The sequence below is a fragment of the Bradyrhizobium sp. AZCC 1721 genome (assembly GCF_036924715.1).
Classification (GTDB): Bacteria; Pseudomonadota; Alphaproteobacteria; order Rhizobiales; family Xanthobacteraceae; genus Bradyrhizobium.
The window spans coordinates 5,943,817-5,963,895 of sequence record NZ_JAZHSB010000001.1 but is presented as its reverse complement, the minus strand read 5'-3'; the positions used below and the strand labels follow the sequence as shown (position 1 = coordinate 5,963,895).

Sequence of the window (20,079 nt, the reverse complement as noted above, 5' to 3'; positions counted from 1 at the left end):
TCGCGGCCGGACCTTGGCTCTATTCCTTTTCTCGTGCCAAGCGAGGTGAAAGAAGAGCACGTCAGCCGCGCCTGGCACGGCCTGACGGCCGGGTGAGCCGCAGCCGGCGATGGGTGCGGGGCAGAAACTGCTTGCCCTTGGCGCTGAGGAAATCGAGCATCGCCTGCGCCGGCGGCAGCAACACCTTGTCCTTGCGTGCAAGCGCGAACCACTGCCGCACGATCGGCAGGCCATCGACGTCCAGAGTGACCAGGCGCCGTTCGTCGAGCTCGGTCGCGACCGTGTGCGCAGAGAGGAAGGCGATGCCGAGCCCTGCGATCACCGCCTGCTTGATGGTCTCGTTGCTGCTCATGGCGAGGCCGATCCTGGGGCGGATGCCCGACGTCTCGAACAATTGCTCCATCAGCCCACGCGTTCCGGACCCTGGCTCGCGCGTCAGGAAGGTTTCGCCGGCGAGCTCGCGCGGCGCGATGCGGGATTTTCGCGCCAGCCGATGCGCAGTCGGCGCGATGATGACGTGCGGATGATCGCCGATCAGGTGGACGTTCATGTCGATATCAGCGGGCGGGCGGCCCATGATCGCGAAGTCGAGATCGTAGCCGCGTAGCGCCTCGCCGACCTCCTGGCGGTTGCCGATCGAGAGCGTGATTTCGACGTTCGGATAGAGCTTCGAGAATCCGGAGATCATGAACGGCACGAAATATTTCGCGGTCGAGACCGCGCCGATCGAGATGCGGCCCGCGGTCTTTCCCGCCATCATCTCCAACGTGGTCTCGCAATCGGTGATCGCCGCCTCGATCCGCTCGGCGAGCGCCAATACCTCGCGCCCGGCATCCGTCAGCAGCATGCCGTCGCCGGTGCGCTGGATCAGCGGCAATCCCGCGACCGCCTGCAGGTTGCGTAGCTGCAACGTTACCGCAGGCTGTGTCAGGTATAGCTGCTTCGACGCGGCGGTGACCGATCGGTGCTTCTGCACGGCAGCCAGCGCGCGCAATTGGCGGATGGTCAATTCACGCAACAATCGGCCAGCCATGGCACGCCTCCATTATAACAAAAACTTTGCACAGGCCAAAGATAACAAAATTTCCCTAATTCGGCAAACTGCGCTTGCTTAAGAGCGCGGGTCGCCAATCGGCGGACGCTTCGACAGCGCCGAGAGAGCGCACCGGGAGACGGCCATGGACGAACGCGTGACGCTGCGTTCACATCTCGAGAAGTCTATTGCGCAGATCCCGCATGGCGCGGCGGTCGGTGCGGTGATCGAGGCCATTGCCGCCGCTGCAATCGAACTCGCCGCGCTGATTGCGAATGGGCCGCTCGCCGATATCACCGGGCAGGATAGCGGCATCAATTCCGATGGCGACCGGCAGAAAGACATCGACATCGTCGCCGACGAAATGATGCGGCGTGCGCTGCGCGACGCGCCGGTGGCGGCAATCCTTTCCGAGGAAGCGGCGCTGCCGGAAACCTTGCGGCCCGAGGCGCACCTGTGTGTTGCGATCGATCCGCTCGACGGATCGGCCAATCTCGAAAACAACATCTCGATCGGCACCATCTTTTCGATCCGCCCGCGAGGCAACGACATCCTTTCGACTTTCTTTGAGCCCGGTACGGCGCAGTGCGCGGCAGGCTTTTTCGTCTACGGTCCACAAACCACGTTCGTTCTCGCGCTCAACGCGCGCGTCGATATCTTCATTCTCGACAGGCGCGCGGGGGAATTTCTGCTGATCCGGCAGGCCGTGCAGGTCGCACGCGATACGCCGGAGTTCGCCATCAATGCGTCCAATCGTCGGCACTGGCATGGTCCCGTTCGCGCCTACATCGATGAATGTCTCGCCGGTACCAGCGGTGGCGGTGAGGCGGATTTCAACATGCGCTGGATCGGTTCGCTGGTTGCGGAATCGCTTCGCATTCTGGCGCGCGGCGGCGTGTTTCTCTATCCGGCCGATGCCCGCCCCAGCTATCGCGAAGGGAGGATTCGCCTGCTGTACGAGGCCCATCCGATGGCGCTGGTAATGGAATGGGCGGGCGGCGCGGCCTCGACCGGACGGCGGCGAATTCTGGAAGTGGCTGCGAGAACGCCGCACCAGCGGGTGCCGCTGATCATGGGTTCTTTGCGTGGCGTGCGCGACATCGCTGCCATTCACGAAAGGATCGAGCCGATGTTCGACAATAGCGATGCGCCGCTGTTCGCGCGGCGCGGCCTGTTCCGCTGACGGAGCATCACGATGTCGCGGGCTCATCCCATCATATCGATTACGGGTTCGTCGGGCGCCGGCACCACGTCGGTGAAGAAGACGTTCGAGCAGATCTTCCGCCGCGAAAAAGTGGTCGCGGCCTACATCGAAGGCGATGCCTTCCATCGTTACAATCGTTTCGAGATGCGCAGCAAAATGCTGGAGGAGGCCGAGCGCGGAAACAAGCACTTCAGCCATTTCAGTCCGGAAACCAACTTGTTCGAAGAGCTCGAAAAAGTGTTTCGCGACTACGGTGAATCCGGCACCGGAATGACGCGTCATTACGTTCACGACGACGAAGAGGCGAGGCTGTATGGCGCCAAACCGGGAACATTCACCGAGTGGGACCAACTGCCGGCAGGCTCCGACCTGCTGTTTTACGAAGGGTTGCACGGCGCGGTCGTGACCGAAAAGGTCAACGTGGCGCAGCATGCCGATCTCAAGATCGGCGTCGTGCCGGTGATCAACCTGGAATGGATCCAGAAGCTGCATCGCGATCGTCGCGATCGCGGCTATACCGCTGAAGCGGTGACCGACACCATCCTGCGGCGAATGCCGGATTATGTGAATTACATCTGTCCGCAGTTCGCCGAGACCGACATCAATTTCCAGCGCGTGCCGACCGTCGATACGTCGAACCCGTTCATCGCGCGGTGGATTCCGACGCCCGACGAATCGATGGTGGTGATCCGTCTCAAGAATCCTCGCGGCATCGATTTTCCCTATCTGCTGTCGATGATTCCGCACAGCTTCATGTCGCGCGCCAATTCGATCGTGATCCACGGGGCAAAGCTCGATCTGGCGATGCAGCTCATCCTCACCCCACTGATCCTGCAACTGATGGAACGCAAGAGGCGCACGATATGAACGCTCCCGCTCTGTCCCGCATAGCCAGCCGCCCGGATCTGTCACACGCAGAGATGGCGAACGCCATACGCTTCCTGGCGATCGACGCTGTTGAAAAGGCGAAGTCCGGTCATCCGGGCATGCCGATGGGCATGGCTGACGTCGCGACCGTTCTGTTTTCGCGCTTCCTCAAGTTCGATCCCTTGGACCCGGCGTGGCCGGATCGCGACCGCTTCGTGTTGTCGGCCGGCCATGGCTCGATGCTGCTGTATGCGCTTCTGCACCTCACCGGGTACGAAGGCATGACGCTGGACGAACTCAGGGCCTTCCGCCAGTGGGCGTCGAAGACACCGGGACACCCCGAATATGGCCATACGGAGGGCGTTGAGACGACCACCGGACCTCTCGGGCAGGGCATTGCCACGGCCGTCGGTATGGCGCTGGCCGAGCGGCTGATGAACGCCCGCTTCGGCGACGACTGCGTCGATCATTTCACCTACGTAATCGCGAGCGACGGCTGCCTGATGGAGGGGATCAGCCACGAGGCGATCTCGCTGGCCGGGCATCTCAGGCTCAATCGTCTGATCGTGCTGTTCGATGACAACGAAATCTCGATCGACGGCGCCACGTCACTGTCATGCTCGGATGATCAGCTCGCACGGTTCAAGGCGGCGGGGTGGTCGGCCAGCCGAATCGACGGCCACGATCCCGAAGCGATCGCGGCCGCGATCGAGCGGGCGCGCAACAGCGACCGGCCGTCGCTGATTGCCTGCCGCACGATCATCGGCTTCGGCGCGCCGAACCGTCAGGGAACCGAGAAAGTCCATGGCGCGCCGCTGGGTGGCGAAGAAGCCGCCAAAACCCGCGATGCGCTGAACTGGCCGCACGCGCCGTTCGAGATCCCGGAAGCCATCCTCGCGCAGTGGCGTCAGGCAGGCCGCCGCGGGCATGCCGCCCGCCGCTGCTGGATCGAACGGACCAAGCGTCTGAGTTCGGATTCCCGTTCGCCATTTCACGATGCGCTGAATCGCAACCTGCCGTGCAGCTATGCGCAAGCAATGACAAAGCTGCGCGATGACTTCGCGACTGAGCGACCGAATATTGCCACCCGGCAGGCGTCGCAGCGCGTGATTGATGCAATCGCCGAGGCGCTGCCCAATCTGCTCGGTGGCTCGGCGGATCTCACGCATTCCAACCTGACGCGGGCCAGGACCCAGCGGCCGGTGCAGCCCGGTTCATTTGCAGGCAGCTATATTCACTATGGCGTCCGCGAGCATGCCATGGCGGCGGCGATGAACGGCATCGCGCTGCATGGCGGCTTCATCCCCTATGGCGGTACGTTCCTCAGCTTCGCCGACTATAGCCGTCCGGCGATCCGGCTAGCGGCGCTGATGAACATTCGTGTCATCCATGTGATGACGCACGACTCCATCGGGCTGGGCGAGGATGGCCCCACCCACCAGCCGGTCGAACATCTGGCATCGCTTCGGGCGATCCCCAATCTGCTGGTCTTCCGACCGGGTGATGCCATCGAGACCGCCGAGGCGTGGGACTGCGCGCTGCGGGCGCAGGCCAGTCCGTCCGTGCTGTGTCTGTCGCGGCAAGCGCTGCCTGCCTTCCGCGAGGACGGTGGTGACAATCTGGTCGCGCGGGGCGCCTATGTCGTCGTTGAGCCGGAGGGCGGACGCGATGTCTCGCTGATTGCGACCGGGTCGGAAGTCTCGATCGCCATCGAGGCTGCGAAAGCGCTCGCAATGGATAATGTTCGCGCGGCCGTCGTCTCGGCCCCGTGCTTCGAGTTGTTCCGTCAGCAGTCGCACGAGTACCGGGCGGAGGTTCTTGGAGATGCCCCGCGGATCGGGGTCGAAGCCGCGGTCGAGGGCGACTGGGCGCGCTGGCTCGGCGACGGTGGCGAATTCGTCGGTATGACCGGCTTTGGCGCATCAGCGCCGGCGGAAACACTCTATCGCGAATTCGGCATTACCGCGAACGCCGTCGCCATAGCGGCTATGCGCTGCATCGCGCGGTCAAGAATGACGGCAACCTGGGCATGACGAAAACACGAGAGCAATGGGACGGAGGCTGCGATGGCGCTGATAACGCTGAGGCAATTACTGGATCATGCCGCCGAGCGTGGCTATGGCGTGCCGGCATTCAACATCAACAACATGGAGCAGGGCCTTGCCATCATGGAGGCGGCGGCTGCTGTCGATGCGCCCGTCATCATCCAGGCCTCGCGGGGCGCGCGCTCTTACGCCAACGATATCATGCTGGCAAAGATGATCGAGGCGCTGGAAGAGATGTATCCGCAGATCCCGCTCTGTCTGCACCAGGACCACGGCAACGAGGAGTCGACCTGCGCCACCGCGCTGCAGCACGGCTTCACTTCGGTGATGATGGACGGCTCGCTGATGGCCGATGCCAAGACCCCGGCGAGCTATCAGTACAACGTCGACATCACCCGCCGCGTGGTTGACATGGCGCACTGGATCGGCGCTTCGGTCGAAGGCGAACTGGGCGTGCTCGGCTCACTGGAGCATGGCGGCGGCGAGCAGGAGGACGGTCACGGCGTCGAAGGCGAGGTCAGCCACGACCAGTTGCTGACCGATCCGGATCAGGCGGTCGACTTCGTTCGCGCTACCAAGGTCGATGCGCTGGCGATTGCGATGGGGACTTCGCACGGCGCCTACAAATTTTCGCGCAAGCCGGACGGTGACATTCTTGCCATGAGGGTGGTCGAGGAAATCCATCACCGGCTGCCCAATACGCATCTGGTGATGCACGGCTCGTCCTCGGTGCCGCAGCCGCTGCAGGACGCATTCAACCAGTTCGGCGGCGAGATGCCGCAGACCTGGGGCGTGCCGGTCGAGGAAATCGTCCGCGGCATCAAGCACGGTGTCCGAAAGGTCAACATCGATACCGACTGCCGGTTGGCGATGACCGCGGCGTTCCGCAAGGTCGCAACGCAGAGCAGGAACGAGTTCGACCCGCGCAAATTTCTGAAACCGGCGATGGATGGCCTGCGCGATCTTTGCCGCGAACGCTTCGAGCAATTCGGCACGGCGGGGCATGCGTCCCACATCAAGGTCATCCCATTGGCCGAGATGGCGCGACGCTACCGTTCGGGTGCACTCGATCCACAAATCGGAGAAATAGCCGATGCCGCCGAATGAGCTGACGACGCGTTCGATCCCGGCCAACCGCCGCACACCACCGAAGGAGAGCGACATGAACATGCACTCGATGACTGTCCGCGGCAAGGATCGCTATAAATCCGGCGTCCTCGAATACAAGAAGATGGGCTATTGGGAGCCCGACTACGAGCCCAAGGACACCGACATCATCGCGCTGTTCCGCGTCACGCCGCAGGACGGGGTCGATCCGATCGAGGCGTCGGCGGCAGTCGCCGGTGAATCCTCGACCGCGACCTGGACCGTGGTGTGGACCGACCGGCTGACGGCGGCGGAGAAATACCGCGCCAAATGCTTTCGCGTCGATCCCGTCCCGAATTCGCAGGGACAGTATTTTGCCTATATCGCCTACGACCTCGACCTGTTCGAGCCCGGGTCGATTGCCAACCTCTCGGCCTCGATCATCGGCAACGTGTTCGGCTTCAAGCCGCTGAAGGCATTGCGGCTCGAGGACATGCGGCTGCCGGTGGCCTACGTGAAGACGTTCCAGGGGCCTGCGACAGGCATCGTGGTCGAGCGCGAGCGTATGGATAAGTTTGGCCGGCCGCTGCTCGGCGCCACGGTGAAGCCGAAGCTCGGCCTATCCGGGCGCAACTACGGGCGCGTGGTGTACGAGGCCCTGAAAGGCGGGCTCGATTTCACCAAGGACGACGAGAACATCAACTCGCAGCCGTTCATGCATTGGCGCGAGCGGTTTCTGTATTGCATGGAGGCGGTCAACAAGGCGCAGGCGGCGACCGGCGAGATCAAGGGCACCTATCTCAACGTCACCGCCGGCACCATGGAAGACATGTACGAGCGCGCCGAGTTTGCCAAGGAACTCGGCTCGGTCATCATCATGATCGATCTCGTGATCGGCTACACCGCGATCCAGTCGATGGCCAAGTGGGCGCGTCGCAATGACATGATCCTGCATCTGCATCGTGCCGGGCACTCGACCTATACGCGGCAGCGCAATCACGGGGTCTCGTTCCGGGTGATCGCGAAATGGATGCGGCTTGCGGGCGTCGATCACATCCATGCCGGCACCGTGGTCGGCAAGCTCGAGGGCGATCCGGCGACCACGCGCGGCTATTACGACATCTGCCGCGAGGACTACAATCCGATGCGGTTGGAGCACGGCGTGTTCTTCGACCAGCATTGGGCCAGCCTCAACAAGCTGATGCCGGTCGCGTCCGGCGGCATTCACGCAGGCCAGATGCATCAACTGCTCGATCATCTCGGCGAAGACGTGATCCTGCAGTTTGGTGGCGGCACGATCGGCCATCCGATGGGCATTCAGGCCGGCGCGACCGCCAACCGCGTGGCGTTGGAAGCCATGATCCTCGCGCGCAATGAAGGCCGCGACTATCTGCACGAGGGTCCTGAGATTCTCGCCAAGGCAGCAGAGACCTGTACGCCGTTGAAATCGGCGCTGGAGGTCTGGAAGGACGTCACCTTCAACTACGAATCGACCGACACACCAGACTACGTGCCCACGCCCAGCGTTGCGATGTAAGGAGCGGAAATCATGCGCATTACCCAAGGCTGCTTCTCGTTTCTGCCCGATCTCACCGACGAGCAGATCTCGCGCCAGGTGCAATACTGCCTGGAGAACGGATGGGCGGTGAACATCGAATTCACCGACGATCCGCATCCCCGCAACAATTTCTGGGAAATGTGGGGATTGCCGATGTTCGACCTCCGCGACGCCGCCGGCGTGATGATGGAGCTGAACCAATGTCGCAAGGTGTATGGTAACAGCTACATCCGCCTGTCGGCATTCGATTCCAGTCACGGCTGGGAATCGGTACGGCTGTCCTTCATCGTCAACCGACCGAAGGAGGAACCCGGCTTCCGCCTCGAGCGGCACGAAGTTGCCGGCCGCAACATCCGCTATACGACCAAATCATACGCCGCCGACCGTCCGGAGGGCCGGCGCTACGGTTAGTCACTGGTTCGGTCCGACAGACGAGTGTTCTCCCTCATCGTGCCGCGTCTGCCGGATACACTGCTCCGTCGCTCTGAAGCGGCGACGGAGTTTTTTCCGACCGCGCATGCATTGCGTCGAGGTTTGCCAGATGGACATGGGTACCGCCGACATGACAGACACGGTCAACCTCCGCGAGGAGCTCGAAGCCGTCGGCATTGAGGAAATCCTCACGCAGCTCGACCGCGAGTTGATCGGGCTAGTGCCCGTCAAAACCCGTATCCGCGAAATCGCATCGCTCTTGCTGATCGAACGTATCCGCAAGCGGCTTGATCTGACGTCGGAGGTGCCGACATTGCACATGTCGTTCACCGGCAATCCCGGCACCGGCAAGACCACGGTGGCGCTGCGGATCGCGAGCATTCTCCACAGGCTCGGTTTCGTGCGGCGCGGCCAGGTGGTGTCGGTTACCCGCGATGAGCTGGTTGGACAATATATCGGCCACACCGCGCCCAAGACCAAGGAGGTGCTGAAGAAGGCGATGGGCGGCGTGCTTTTCATCGACGAAGCCTATTATCTCCACCGGCCCGACAACGAACGCGATTACGGTCAGGAGGCGATCGAGATCCTGCTGCAGGTGATGGAATCCCAGCGCGAGGATCTCGTGGTGATTCTCGCCGGTTACGGCGATCGAATGGATAAATTCTTCGCCAGCAATCCCGGCTTCCGCTCCCGCATTGCCCATCACATCGATTTTCCGGACTATTCCGAGCCTGAATTGCTTGCCATCGCCGAGCTGATACTGCGCGACATGAACTACAAATTCAGCGCCGACGCGCGCGAAGCGTTCATCCGCTACATCGCGCTGCGCAAGACCCAGCCGCTGTTCTCCAACGCGCGCTCGATCCGAAACGCGCTCGACCGCATGCGCCTGCGCCAGGCCAATCGTCTCGTCGCCGATCTCGATCGCGTGCTGACGGCTGACGACATCATGTCGCTGGAGGCGTCAGACGTGCTCGCCAGCCGGGTCTTTCTGAAGGACAAGCCGGTGGCTGGCTCGGCGTGAAGCGCGATCGCGCGTTCAGGATCGAACCAGCAGCCAGACCGTCATGAGCGGGAAGATATAGGTCAGTTTCATTGACCGTCCTGTGGTTTCGGTCGATTTCAGCCGGGTTCGTTGCGCTTTGTCGAGGCCGTTTCTGGTGCGAAACTGGTGCGGTAACACGGAGGGGTTGCAAGGCCATCGTTTTGCATGATTTGTTGCTTCTCTTGCGAGACGTCGGGCGTTCAATGCGAAGTTGGCTTTGAGGTTCTCGAGCTGGTGGGGTCGGATCCGCCCAACACTTGTCGAAAACGGACAGGATGGAGGTAGCTCGATCTTGGAGATCGCGGGAGCTGCCAGCTTGCCGAGCCGGATCGTGAAACAGCTTCCGCCATTCGTGAAGCCCTAACGCATAGGGCCTTGTTGCTAGCGAGCGCACTGAGTTTCGACTGTGGTTCTGGTTTTTCCTGAAACTGGAGCACTAAAATGACTCATCCGTCACGCACATATCAGTCGCAATACGATTCGATCGCGAATAGATCACGCATGGGCATAGCCCGCCTGGCCGCGCTCGCTCTTGGGGCGCTCCCGTCGATCGCGTTCGGCGCCGATAAGCCGGCGCTGAGCCCGGACGCAGCAACGCCGCTCGTAACGACTTCGCGCATCTCTGCGACGGTCGAGTTCGGCCTGCCGGCTCTCGCTGCGGCGATCGAGCGGGATATTCCAAAGCGGCTTGCCACCATCGACGAGCGCGTCAATTGCGTTCATCGTCGTGTTTTCATCTTCCGCATCAACGCCAATTGCGACGTCTGGGGTTTTGTCGACCGGACTAGCCCGGTCTCGCTGTATGGTCGGGGCGACCGCGTCTTCGGAGCGGTCTCTATATATGGCGCCGCCGAGGGCCAGGGAGCCAATCGCTTCACGGCGCGTATTCGCGGCGACACCGAGGCGCGCGCGACGATCGAGGTTGAAGCGCGCCCCGAGCTGCGGCGGGACGGGTCGCTCCAGCTAAACATCAGTGACTCCTTCCACTGGAGCGAACATCCCTACCTTCACGTGCTCGGCCGCGAGTTTGACCTTGCACCCTACGTCGAGCCCAACATCCGGACGCAGTTGGGCCACATCCGGTCGCGGGCGCTGGCGGCGGCGCGCGCACTCGACCTGCACGGCAAGGCGGAGACGGCGTGGCGTCACGCGTTTGAACCCATCAAGCTCGCGGACGATCCGCCGGCCTGGCTGCAAGTGACCCCGCAGAGCGCTGCTTTCGCGGGTGTCCGCGCCAATGCCAAGCTATTGTGGGGATCGCTTGAGCTTGCCGGTTCCGCCGAAACCGTAATCGGGCAGCAGCCGCCGGCTGTCGCGGCAACGGCGCTTCCGCCGCTCGGCACCGCGGTGGCCGAGCCGGGCACCTTCGATGTCATTCTTCCCGTCCGCATCAACTACGACACGCTCAAGGACAAGATAAGCCAGGCGATCACAGCCTTGCCGGCGCAGGACACGTCCGTGCGCGAGGTTCAGGTTTATCCGTCGTCGGGTAAACTTGTGATCGGCCTGCGTATTGCAAAGAGCTCGGATACCGATTCTAGCGCGGGCCAATGGACCTATCTCTCCACCACGCCAAAAGTCGATACGAACAATAAGACCGTCGGCCTCTCCGAAATCGACCTGACAACTTCATCAGACGACAGCCAGATTGGATCTGCCGTGCAACAGCTAGCGGCGCAATTGAGGAATGTCGCTAATCTCGACTACGGCATCTCCTACCAGAACCTGCTCATGGCGGCGAACGAACGCCTGACGCGCCCGCTGAAGGAGGGCTTTCGCATGGAGGGCCACCTCGACTCGGCAAGGCTCGAAAAGGTGCAGTTGCTGCGCGAAGGCATCCTGATTGCCCTTCATGCCAGCGGCGGTCTGAAGATACTTTACGGACTGTGAGCACGTGGGTTGGACCATGCGATGCTTCAATTCCGTTGGCCGCTGGCGGGGCAAATGGATGCCGAAGGCGCTCGTCGCCGCGGCTATCTTTGGCTTGGCGCGAATAGCGTCGGCCCAGACGGCATTCTATGATGCGCCGGAATCGTTGCTCGCCGGTGCCCCGGGGACCTTGGTGCGGCAGGATCCGATGGATGGCGCTCCGCTCGGCGCCTCCACCTATCGCGTGCTCTATCGGTCGACGGGGCTGAATGGTCGGCCGATCTTTGTGTCCGGCGTCGTCGTTGTTCCGCAAGGCGCGCCCCCGCCAGGCGGTCGTCCGATCGTTGCTTGGGCACATCCTACATCGGGTATCGTCCCGCGCTGCGCGCCGTCGCTTGCCATTTTTCTGTTTCAGCAGATCCAGGGCCTTCGCTCGATGATCTCTCGTGGCTTCGTCGTGGCGGCGACTGATTATCCGGGGCTCGGCACGCCGGGCCCGCATCCTTATCTGGTTGGTGAGAGCGAAGGTCGCGCCGTGATCGATATCGTGCGCGCGGCACGCTCCCTTCCCCGCGCAGGCGAGGGCAAGGACTTCACAGTGTGGGGACATTCGCAAGGCGGGCAAGCCGCGCTCTTCGCCGGGATGATGGCAAAGGCTTACGCCCCTGAGCTGAGGCTTCTCGGCGTCGCTGCTGCGGCGCCGGCAACCGACCTCGCAAAGCTGATGAGCGACGATATCAACTCGATCGGCGGCAAGAACATCACGGCGATGACGCTATGGTCGTGGCACCGCGTCTACGGAGCCGTCATCGACAACGTCATCGATCCGCGCGCCATGCCCGCGATCGACAGGCTGGCGCAAGAATGCATCGAAGGGCCTTTCGACCTGATCGTCAGGCAGAGAACAGGGAGGCCGCTCGAGCAATATTTCCTGACGGTGCAAGATCCGACCAAGGCCGAACCTTGGCGCTCGCTTCTTCAACAGAACAGCACCGGCGTGCTCTCTCCTGATATCCCCATCTTTCTAGCGCAGGGGACCAACGACCAGATCATCCAGCCCGCGGTCACCCAGGTCTACATGGACAAGCTGTGCAAGGCCGGCAGCAAGGTGAGGATGGTCATGCTGTCCGGTATCGGCCACGCGCGCGCCGCGCAAGCGAGCACGATGGCGGCGGTGAACTGGATGACTGACCGCTTTGCCGGGAAAATACCTCCGGACAATTGCGTCAGATAGAGCTTGTCCATAGAGCTACGAACGAATCGTCTATCTGCTCGATGGGCGTAACAGCTTCGACTTCACCTGTAGCGTGCGGCGGTGCCCGGCTTCGGTCGCCAGCCAGCGATCAGTTGCTGTCAAAACGTCTCGGTAATCTTGCTCAGGCGAGGGGGACGATCGGGATCAAATCCGCAGGCGCGCGCCGCCTGCTCGATCATCCGATAGGCCGGAACGAGCATAGTGATCGGGTCGGTGGCGGGGTCATCCTCGGCCAACCAGGGCAGCGAGCCATGCGGTCCGCCGCATAGATGCAGCGCGATCTTTTGCTCGCGCAACTCTTCTGCCAGCGCGTCCACCGTGGCCGCCGTTTCATCCATGAGGCGCATCATGACGACCGGCGTGCGCGATGATAACGCGGCGCGCGGCCCATGCTGCAGCTCGGCGGCGCTGAGACCAATGGAAGGCAGGCGCAGGATTTCCGAAAGTTTGAGCGCGATCTCCCGCGCCGAGCCCAGGCCCAAGCCCCGCGCCGCCACAAACACGGCTGATGCCTTGGCTAGATCATCGGCAATCTCGGACCAGTCGAGCGCCAGCGCGCGGTGCAGGCGCTCGGGCAGCCTGTCGAGGGCCGACCGCAGCGCACGATCTTCCGCCAGTTCGGCAACAAGTTCGGCGCTAGCAGCCATCGAGCCAATCACGGTCTTGGTCGCCGCTACGGAGTGCTCTTGGCCGGCTCCGATCGGAACGACGAACTCCGCTTCGTCGGCCACCGGCGAGGGCGTCGCATTGACGATGGCGATGGTGCGGGCGCCCGCGGCGCGCGCCGACCTCGTCGCCGCGACAAGATCCGGGCTGCGCCCGGATTGGGAGATCACGATGAACAGCGCATGGCGCAGCATCAAGGGCGTGCGAAATGCCGTGATCACCGAAGGAGCGCTGGCTGAAACGGCAAGGCGAAGCCGCGTCTCGACAAGGTACCTCAAGAAAACCCCGGCATGCCCAGAGCTTCCCCGGCCGCACACGACGCACAGGGGGGCAGAGCTAATCCCGATCCGCTGCGCGATGTCGCGGGTGGCGGGGCGGTTACGAACGATTTTGGCGACAACGTCCGCGCTTTCGCCGATTTCGCTCGCCATCGCGGATGTCGTCACGGCTCAACCGCTCCGCCTTGCTTGCGTGGCGCCGCTTCCTTGGGATGCCGGTTGCGATCCTTGTTGTGATCCTTGGCGAGCTCGGCAAACACGCGCCGAAGGTTGCCGTCACAGCTTTTCAGAATGGTCTCGGCATCAACCCTGTCGAGACCCAACGCCAGAAGGCCTGCCGTCTTGATGTCTCCCTCGGCCTGCTCAAGCGAGCGTGCCGCGTGCGACGGATCACAGTGCGCGATTTGCGCCACCATGGCCTCGGCGCGCCGCTTCAGTTTGGCATTGGTCGGCTGCATGTTCACCATCATGCCACGATACACCCGGCCAAGGCGCAGCATGATCCCTGAGGAGATCAGGTTGAGCACAATCTTCTGTGCGGTGCCCGCCTTCATCCGCGTGGAGCCGGCGATCAGCTCGCGGCCGGTCTCGATCAAGATCGGAAACTTTGCCGATGCCAGCAATACGGTGCCGGGATTGTTGGCGACACCGATCGTCACTACACCGAAAGAGCCTGCCTGCTGCAGCGCCGCGACCGTGAATGGCGTCGTTCCGCTGGCGGCAACGGCGATCACCACGTCGTGCGCTGTGAGCCGCGCGGCATTGATCTGCGTGACCGCATCATCGACATCATCCTCCGCGCCCTCGATGCTGCTGACGAACGCGCTGTCTCCGCCGGCGACGATGAAGCGGACGCGCTCGTTGGGCCAGGCGAAGGTCGGCATCAGCTCGGCACCGTCCTGGACCGCCACGCGGCCCGAGGTGCCGGCGCCGACATACACAATGCGTCCGCGATCGCCCAGCGCCGCCTTGGCCGCTTCGGTCGCCGCGGTGATCGCGGGAAGGGCATGGCCGATCGCCGCGACTGCCGCAAGCTGGCCCTCCCACATCGCTTCCATCGCTGACGTCAGCGGCCATGCATCAAGATCGGCAAAGCGGGGATCGACTTCTTCGGTGGCCATATCGTTGATCCATGCGCCATCAAACGCGGAACTTTGAAGCCTGTTCCTGGTCAGCTTCTCTCTCGGGCAGTTCTCTCTTGGGCAGGTCAAGCCGCCCTCGCGCAACCAGTAACGCGCCGGCCGCCGCGTCGGCGTCGGGACACCTCAGGCGGGCACGCAGGTCGGGCGTCAGCCACGGCGTAATGGCATCCGCGAGCCCGCCCACCAGCGAGAGCCGGTCAATTCCTCTCGCCAGAAACAGATCGAGCAGATCGCCAATGGCATCGGCCGCGCGTTCCACAATGCGTCGGCCGACCGGATCGCCCTGATTGGCGTGCCGCATCACGATCGGCGCGAACGCAGCGTAGTCTGTGGCCCTGGCTTCTTCAGACCAGGCCACCGCCTGATAAGGATCATGATCGAATGCGCCCAGCACCTCTGAAAGCAATGGGGTCAGCTCGCCGCGTCGATCCGCGGCCCGCAACGCCAGTCGAACAACCTGCAGGCCGATATCGGCACCGCTGCCTTCATCCGACACGGGAAAGCCGTAACCGGCGATACGGATTTCGCGGCCATCGATGAGGCCGACACCCACCGAGCCTGTGCCGGCTACCACGATGGCCCCGTCCGCGCCGCTATGGGCGCCGAGACAGGCCGCCAGGCCGTCGCTGATGAAGATGACGGAGGCAAAGGGATGCGCGATCTTGTTGAGTGCCGCTTCCGCACCCCGGCGACCAAGACCGGCAAGGCCAATTCCGGCGTGCATCCGCGCGAAATCCTCGTGCGTCAGTCCGGCCTGTGCGGCTGTCGCTTCAGTGGCCTCCATGATGGACCGCCAGGCCTTCTCGAAGCCAATCCGCGTCGTGGCAGGTCCCGAGCTTGCTGCACCGAGTACCCTGCCGTTTTCGTCCTCGATCCGGGCGCGGCAGCGGGTTCCGCCGCCATCAATGCCGAGATACGTGGTATCCTTTGTTCCCATGGAAAGTTAACGCGAAGGTTTCGCTCCGGGTCCTCCCAAAGCGCCTTGGTGTACATATGAAGTCTTGTACGGGACTCGTCTCACGAGTCCGTGACTACCATTGTCGGATCAATGCTGATGGGCCACGCAGGTTCTTCCTCTCTCACCATTGCCGCGCAGCACATCTTTGATGGTGCCGAGATGCGCGGGCCGGGGTCGGTCAGGATCTCGCAGGGGCGGATTGAAAGCGTCACCTTCGGCGAGGCGGAGGCGCGCGCCTCAATCCGTCTTCCCGCAGACGCGATCCTTGCACCCGGATTCATCGACATCCAGGTGAACGGAGGCGGGGGCGTTCTTCTCAACGACCAGCCGACGGAGGCTGGCGTTCGACGCATCGTCGAGGCGCACCGCAAGGCGGGGACCACGGGCTGCTTGCCGACCCTCATCACCGATCGCAGCGAGGTCATCGAGCGATTGGCTGCAGTCGCCCAGGCTTGTCTGAAGATTTCCGGCGTTCTCGGCTTTCATCTGGAAGGACCGGCCCTCAACAGGTCTCGCAAGGGCATTCATCCGGAAGCCGAGATACGCGTGCCCGATCGGCGCGATCTCGCCGCGATCAAAAGTTTTGGGGGCCGCGGCCGCTCCATTGTGACCTTGGCCCCGGAATGCGTGCCCGCGTCCATGATCGATGAATTGATCGGCGCCGGATTGCGTATCGCGGCCGGCCACAGCGACGCCACCGCAGCCGAAATCGGGCAGGTGGTCGATCGCGGTATCTCGGGGGTCACCCATCTGTTCAATGCCATGTCGCAGTTGAACGCCCGGGAGCCGGGTTTGGTGGGCGCGGCGCTTGGGGATGACCGGCTGTTTGCAGGGATCATCTGCGACGGCATCCACGTTGACCGCACCGGTTTGCGTATTGCTTTCCGCTGCAAGGGGCGCGATCGATTGATGCTGGTCACCGATGCCATGCCACTGGCGGGCACGAACGACCGGCAATTCATGCTGCAAGGAAGGCAGATCACGTTGCACAAAAATCGCCTGACTGGCCCCGATGGCACGCTCGCGGGCGCTCACCTCACCATGATCGAGGCGGTGCGCAACGCTGTTGCGCTGCTCGGAATCTCCCTTGTCGATGCCCTCATCATGGCCTCGCGGACATCAGCGGCATTTCTGGGCCTTGAGTCCGAGCTTGGACGGATCGCGCCCGGATACCGCGCGGACCTTGTCGCCTTCAATCCGAATTTTGAAGTCGTCGGCACATGGATTGGCGGTGTCGGTTCGATGGGCGAGGCGAGCGAGGCTTCTCACCGAGGTTAGATGCGCAACCATCCCATCATCGTGCAAAAATATGGCGGTGTCTGCCTAGAAACACCGGAGAAAATTCGCGCGGTTGCGCGCAGTCTCGCCGACCTGCATGGCCGTGGTCATCGTGTCGTGGCGATCGTCTCCGCAATGGGCAAGACCACCGACCAATTGATCCAGATGGCTTATCAGGTAAGCCCGACACCCAATCGCCGTGAACTCGACATGCTGCTAACGACCGGCGAGCGCATCAGCATGTCCCTGATGAGCATGGCGCTTTCCGATCTCGGCGTGCCCGCGATCAGCTTCACCGGCAGCCAGGCCGGCGTGATGACCGACGGCTCCCATTCCTCCGCACGCATTCTGGATGTACGGCCCATTCGAGTGCGTGAGGAGCTTGATCGCGGACGCGTCGTAGTGCTTGCAGGATTTCAGGGCGTGAACCCGGCGACCCGGGAAATCACCACGCTTGGCCGGGGCGGCAGCGACACCACGGCCGTTGCGATGGCTGCGGCGTTGAAGGCCGAACGCTGTGAAATCATCAAAGAAGTCGACGGAATTTGTTCGGCCGATCCGCGCATCGTGCCGGATGCAAGGCCGCTGCGGCGAGTGGACTTCGCATCCCTGTCCGAGATGTGCTTCTGGGGTGCAAAGATCCTGCATTTTCGCAGCGTAGAGCTGGCGCAAAGTCAGGATGTGCCTCTGGTTCTCAAGCAGTGGGGCGGCGTTGAACACAGCACGCAAGTGACGAAAGGGGTTGCAGACATGGAAAACGGAAGGGTTCTGGCCGTCAACTCGATGGCTCGCATTGAGCATGTGGAAATCGATTCCAAAGATCTCAATCACGGATTCGAGAAATTCGCGCAGCATCTCAAGCAAAACAGCCTGTCCTGGCCGCAGCTCCTGGCATCACACTTCACCGCGGGAAAAACCAGCATGACCGTGGCCTGTGATTCGGAGTGGCTCGACGCCCTGCTGCGCACGCTGGAGGCAAGCAAGGGTCTGCGCAAACTGCGCGAGGCTTCGAGCTCGGTGAGTCTCACCTGCTTCGGTGGCGTTTCGTCGGAATTGCCGTTCAAGGCGTTGCAGGTTCTCGGACATCACGGGATCGTCCCCGACAACTACGTGTTGTCGCCGCATTCGGTCAGTCTGTTTGTCCCTGTGGAGAACCGGGAGGCCGCGGTCAAGGCGTTGCATTCCCTTGTCCAGCAAACATAGTTTCGAGAAGCGGCGGGGATCGCTGGTGGGCCCGGCAGGACTCGACCTGCAACCGGACTGGTATAAGCGGGAGGACAAACAACGCGATCGTTGATTTTCCTGCATTTTCGTCGGAGATTGATCCTGTTCATTGCGTTCTGGCCAGATCGTTTCTGGTGCGAAGCTGGTGCGGTCCGCGCGGAACGTCTGTAGGACCATGGGTTTGTTCATGAGAACGAACGCAAACGTTGAACTCGATGCTGGCAGCAAGACATTTGCCTCGGGTCTCTTGCCGGATTTGATAGCTGCGCTCCGCCGAATCCGTAAAGGCGATCTGGTGGCCGTGATCAGCGGCGATCCGAGCATCGGCCCCGAGCTCGAGGCATGGTGTCGTTTCACCCGCAACAGTTTGGTCGACACAGCCGTCGAAAAAGGTCGCACCCGTTGGGTGCTCCGGTACGGAGAGGCTCCCGAGAACGTCGCAGAAGATCGGCTCGTCGGCTCTCGCCTGTGGCTTTATACCAACTTCGACTGCAACCTGAGCTGCGACTATTGTTGCGTACGCTCGTCACCCAAAGCTCCGCGGCGGGCCCTCGGTATCGAGCGGGTGCGACAGATCGCCGCCGAGGCACCGGAGCTCGGCGTCAGGGAGATTTTTGTTACCGGCGGCGAGCCATTTATGCTGCCGAATATTGGCGAGATCATTGCCGCGTGCGCTGCGGCGGCGCCGACCACAGTTCTCACCAACGGCATGCTGTTTGCCGGGAGTCGGCTCGCAACGCTGCGCTCGTTGCCGCGCGAGCGCGTAACCTTCCAGATTAGTCTCGACAGTCCCACGCCGGAGCGCCACGACAGCCATCGAGGAAAGGGGACATGGGCACGCGCCTGGAAGGGAATCGAACGGGCCCGCGCTGAAGGATTCCGGGTGCGTTTGGCGGCTACAGTGTCGACTGACGCAGAGGCCGATGAGTTCCGCAGCTTCCTTGACGCTCATCATATTAGCGAGGAGAACCGGGTGATCAGGCGGATTGCGCTGCGAGGCTCCGCCACGCAGGGCATCGCTTTGGCAAGGGCAGATCTGGTTCCCGAGATGACGATTACGGCGGAGGGCGTGTTTTGGCATCCCGTTGGAGCCGAGGATGACGACCTGCTGGTCAGCCGTGAAATCTTTCCGCTCGCCGAATCCTTCGCAGCCGTGCGCCGCGCCTTCGATCGCGAATCCGAACATCAGCGCAGGTTGGCGATGATTTTCAATTGCGCCTGACAAGGCGCGGAGCTCACTCAACGCTGGATCGGGCCTTTGGCTCGGCTGCTAGGCCAAAGGCCGCGTTAGGAAACCTTGCTGCGTCGACGCTTCCCGTAACTGCGCATACGCTTCAAGCTGCGGTGCTATCCATTGGCGCAACCCTTCCGCTTCGAGCACAGGACGATGGGCCGGGTTATCGTAGCTCATCCCAAATAATGCTTCGGCAAACTGCTGCTCCAACGCGGGGTCCAGATCCGATCGCGCCGTGAACATGCAGTGGTTATAGGGCTGCGAGGTCCAGATCTCGGTCAGCGCACCTTGCGGCACGAGACGCTCGGTACGCACCGCGTTCCAGAATGGGCTGCCGATTGCGCCCGCATCGGCGCGGCCGTCGAGCACCGCGCGAACGACCTCGGACTCGCTTGTACCCGTGTCGCCGTGCTTGCCGACGTCGCTGTTGAAGCGCAGCGTTTGGTAGTCCTTCCCCTCAACCAGTCCCTCACGGTGCAGAAAATAGACCGGGAGGATTGCCGCATGGCCGCTGTCGCGGCTGCCGAGAGCGAGGGTGCGGCTCTTGAGATCGGCAAGCGTCGCCACCGGGCCGCCAGTGACCGCCACGATCTTGGTCATCCAGCCCACATCCGTGTCGCGCATCGCGATCGGTCGGCAGCGATGGTCGCTCCAGGCATCGGCCTGGATATAGGCGAGGTTCGTATTCCATCCGATGTCGATGCGCGGCAGCCGTTCGCTCGGCGAGGCCAGGAGGGCAGCGACCTGCGCCTCGTAACTTTGAAACAGCACCACCTCGACGGCGAGGCCCGCTTCCTCGTGAAAGTAGCGTCGCATGCCCTCCCAGATGCCAATCACCTTCGGGTCATATGCGACGGCGCCTACCCAGATCGTCCGGCTCATGATTGCATCTCGCTTCTCGGGCT

At 62.6% G+C, this 20,079-nt stretch carries 17 protein-coding genes; 12 read left to right on the top strand and 5 right to left on the bottom strand.

What is annotated here, in order from left to right:
* Nucleotides 1-61 precede the first annotated feature (61 nt).
* The gene (locus tag V1273_RS28465) at nt 62-1,033 is read right to left on the bottom strand and encodes a LysR family transcriptional regulator (RefSeq protein WP_334411612.1); all 972 of its coding nucleotides are present in this window, start codon (nt 1,031-1,033) and stop codon (nt 62-64) included.
* 145 nt (nt 1,034-1,178) lie between these two features.
* On the opposite strand from V1273_RS28465, the gene V1273_RS28460 reads away from it, so the two are divergent.
* The 9 genes from V1273_RS28460 to V1273_RS28420 all read left to right on the top strand — a co-directional run bounded on the left by V1273_RS28460 (nt 1,179) and on the right by V1273_RS28420 (nt 12,373).
* The gene (locus V1273_RS28460) at nt 1,179-2,216 is read left to right on the top strand and encodes a class 1 fructose-bisphosphatase (protein WP_334364690.1); all 1,038 of its coding nucleotides are present in this window, start codon (nt 1,179-1,181) and stop codon (nt 2,214-2,216) included.
* Nucleotides 2,217-2,228: 12 nt separating this feature from the next.
* The gene (locus tag V1273_RS28455; RefSeq protein WP_334364689.1) at nt 2,229-3,104 is read left to right on the top strand and encodes a phosphoribulokinase; all 876 of its coding nucleotides are present in this window, start codon (nt 2,229-2,231) and stop codon (nt 3,102-3,104) included.
* Nucleotides 3,101-5,137, top strand: a complete 2,037-nt coding sequence (gene tkt / locus V1273_RS28450) for a transketolase (protein WP_334364688.1) — start codon at nt 3,101-3,103, stop codon at nt 5,135-5,137. Before V1273_RS28455 ends, tkt begins: the two co-directional genes overlap by 4 nt.
* A gap of 33 nt (nt 5,138-5,170) precedes the next feature.
* Nucleotides 5,171-6,256, top strand: coding sequence for a class II fructose-bisphosphate aldolase (gene fba / locus V1273_RS28445; RefSeq protein ID WP_334364687.1), 1,086 nt, complete (start codon nt 5,171-5,173; stop codon nt 6,254-6,256).
* A 55-nt stretch (nt 6,257-6,311) separates the two neighbouring features.
* Complete coding sequence (locus V1273_RS28440; RefSeq protein ID WP_334369011.1) at nt 6,312-7,772, top strand: form I ribulose bisphosphate carboxylase large subunit; 1,461 nt, start codon at nt 6,312-6,314, stop codon at nt 7,770-7,772.
* A gap of 12 nt (nt 7,773-7,784) precedes the next feature.
* Nucleotides 7,785-8,204 (top strand): ribulose bisphosphate carboxylase small subunit, encoded by a 420-nt coding sequence (locus V1273_RS28435; RefSeq protein ID WP_334364686.1) that lies wholly within the window; start codon nt 7,785-7,787, stop codon nt 8,202-8,204.
* Between the two features lie 130 nt (nt 8,205-8,334).
* Nucleotides 8,335-9,249: a CbbX protein gene (cbbX, locus tag V1273_RS28430; RefSeq protein ID WP_334364685.1), complete on the top strand. Its 915-nt coding sequence runs from the start codon at nt 8,335-8,337 to the stop codon at nt 9,247-9,249.
* Between the two features lie 522 nt (nt 9,250-9,771).
* Nucleotides 9,772-11,160: a DUF4403 family protein gene (locus tag V1273_RS28425; protein ID WP_334411611.1), complete on the top strand. Its 1,389-nt coding sequence runs from the start codon at nt 9,772-9,774 to the stop codon at nt 11,158-11,160.
* Nucleotides 11,161-11,218: 58 nt separating this feature from the next.
* Nucleotides 11,219-12,373, top strand: a complete 1,155-nt coding sequence (locus V1273_RS28420; RefSeq protein ID WP_334380680.1) for an alpha/beta fold hydrolase — start codon at nt 11,219-11,221, stop codon at nt 12,371-12,373.
* 119 nt (nt 12,374-12,492) lie between these two features.
* Here the strand turns inward: V1273_RS28420 and V1273_RS28415 are convergent, their stop codons facing one another.
* From V1273_RS28415 to V1273_RS28405, 3 genes are read right to left on the bottom strand one after another with little or no spacing between them, the layout of a single operon-like run.
* Nucleotides 12,493-13,491, bottom strand: coding sequence for an SIS domain-containing protein (locus V1273_RS28415; RefSeq protein ID WP_334364682.1), 999 nt, complete (start codon nt 13,489-13,491; stop codon nt 12,493-12,495).
* Between the two features lie 11 nt (nt 13,492-13,502).
* Nucleotides 13,503-14,459, bottom strand: coding sequence for an N-acetylmuramic acid 6-phosphate etherase (locus V1273_RS28410; RefSeq protein ID WP_334364681.1), 957 nt, complete (start codon nt 14,457-14,459; stop codon nt 13,503-13,505).
* A gap of 19 nt (nt 14,460-14,478) precedes the next feature.
* The gene (locus tag V1273_RS28405) at nt 14,479-15,417 is read right to left on the bottom strand and encodes a BadF/BadG/BcrA/BcrD ATPase family protein (RefSeq protein ID WP_334411610.1); all 939 of its coding nucleotides are present in this window, start codon (nt 15,415-15,417) and stop codon (nt 14,479-14,481) included.
* A gap of 111 nt (nt 15,418-15,528) precedes the next feature.
* Here V1273_RS28405 and nagA point away from each other — a divergent pair, with 111 nt between their 5' ends.
* The 3 genes from nagA to V1273_RS28390 all read left to right on the top strand — a co-directional run bounded on the left by nagA (nt 15,529) and on the right by V1273_RS28390 (nt 19,162).
* The gene (gene nagA / locus V1273_RS28400) at nt 15,529-16,716 is read left to right on the top strand and encodes an N-acetylglucosamine-6-phosphate deacetylase (protein WP_334412280.1); all 1,188 of its coding nucleotides are present in this window, start codon (nt 15,529-15,531) and stop codon (nt 16,714-16,716) included.
* Entirely contained in the window at nt 16,717-17,919 is a 1,203-nt protein-coding gene (locus tag V1273_RS28395; RefSeq protein WP_334364678.1) for an aspartate kinase, read from the top strand.
* 208 nt (nt 17,920-18,127) lie between these two features.
* Complete coding sequence (locus V1273_RS28390; RefSeq protein WP_334412279.1) at nt 18,128-19,162, top strand: Rv1681 family radical SAM protein; 1,035 nt, start codon at nt 18,128-18,130, stop codon at nt 19,160-19,162.
* Between the two features lie 48 nt (nt 19,163-19,210).
* On the opposite strand, the gene V1273_RS28385 is transcribed toward V1273_RS28390, so the two are convergent.
* Entirely contained in the window at nt 19,211-20,056 is an 846-nt protein-coding gene (locus tag V1273_RS28385; RefSeq protein WP_334411609.1) for a phosphate/phosphite/phosphonate ABC transporter substrate-binding protein, read from the bottom strand.
* Nucleotides 20,057-20,079: the final 23 nt, after the last annotated feature.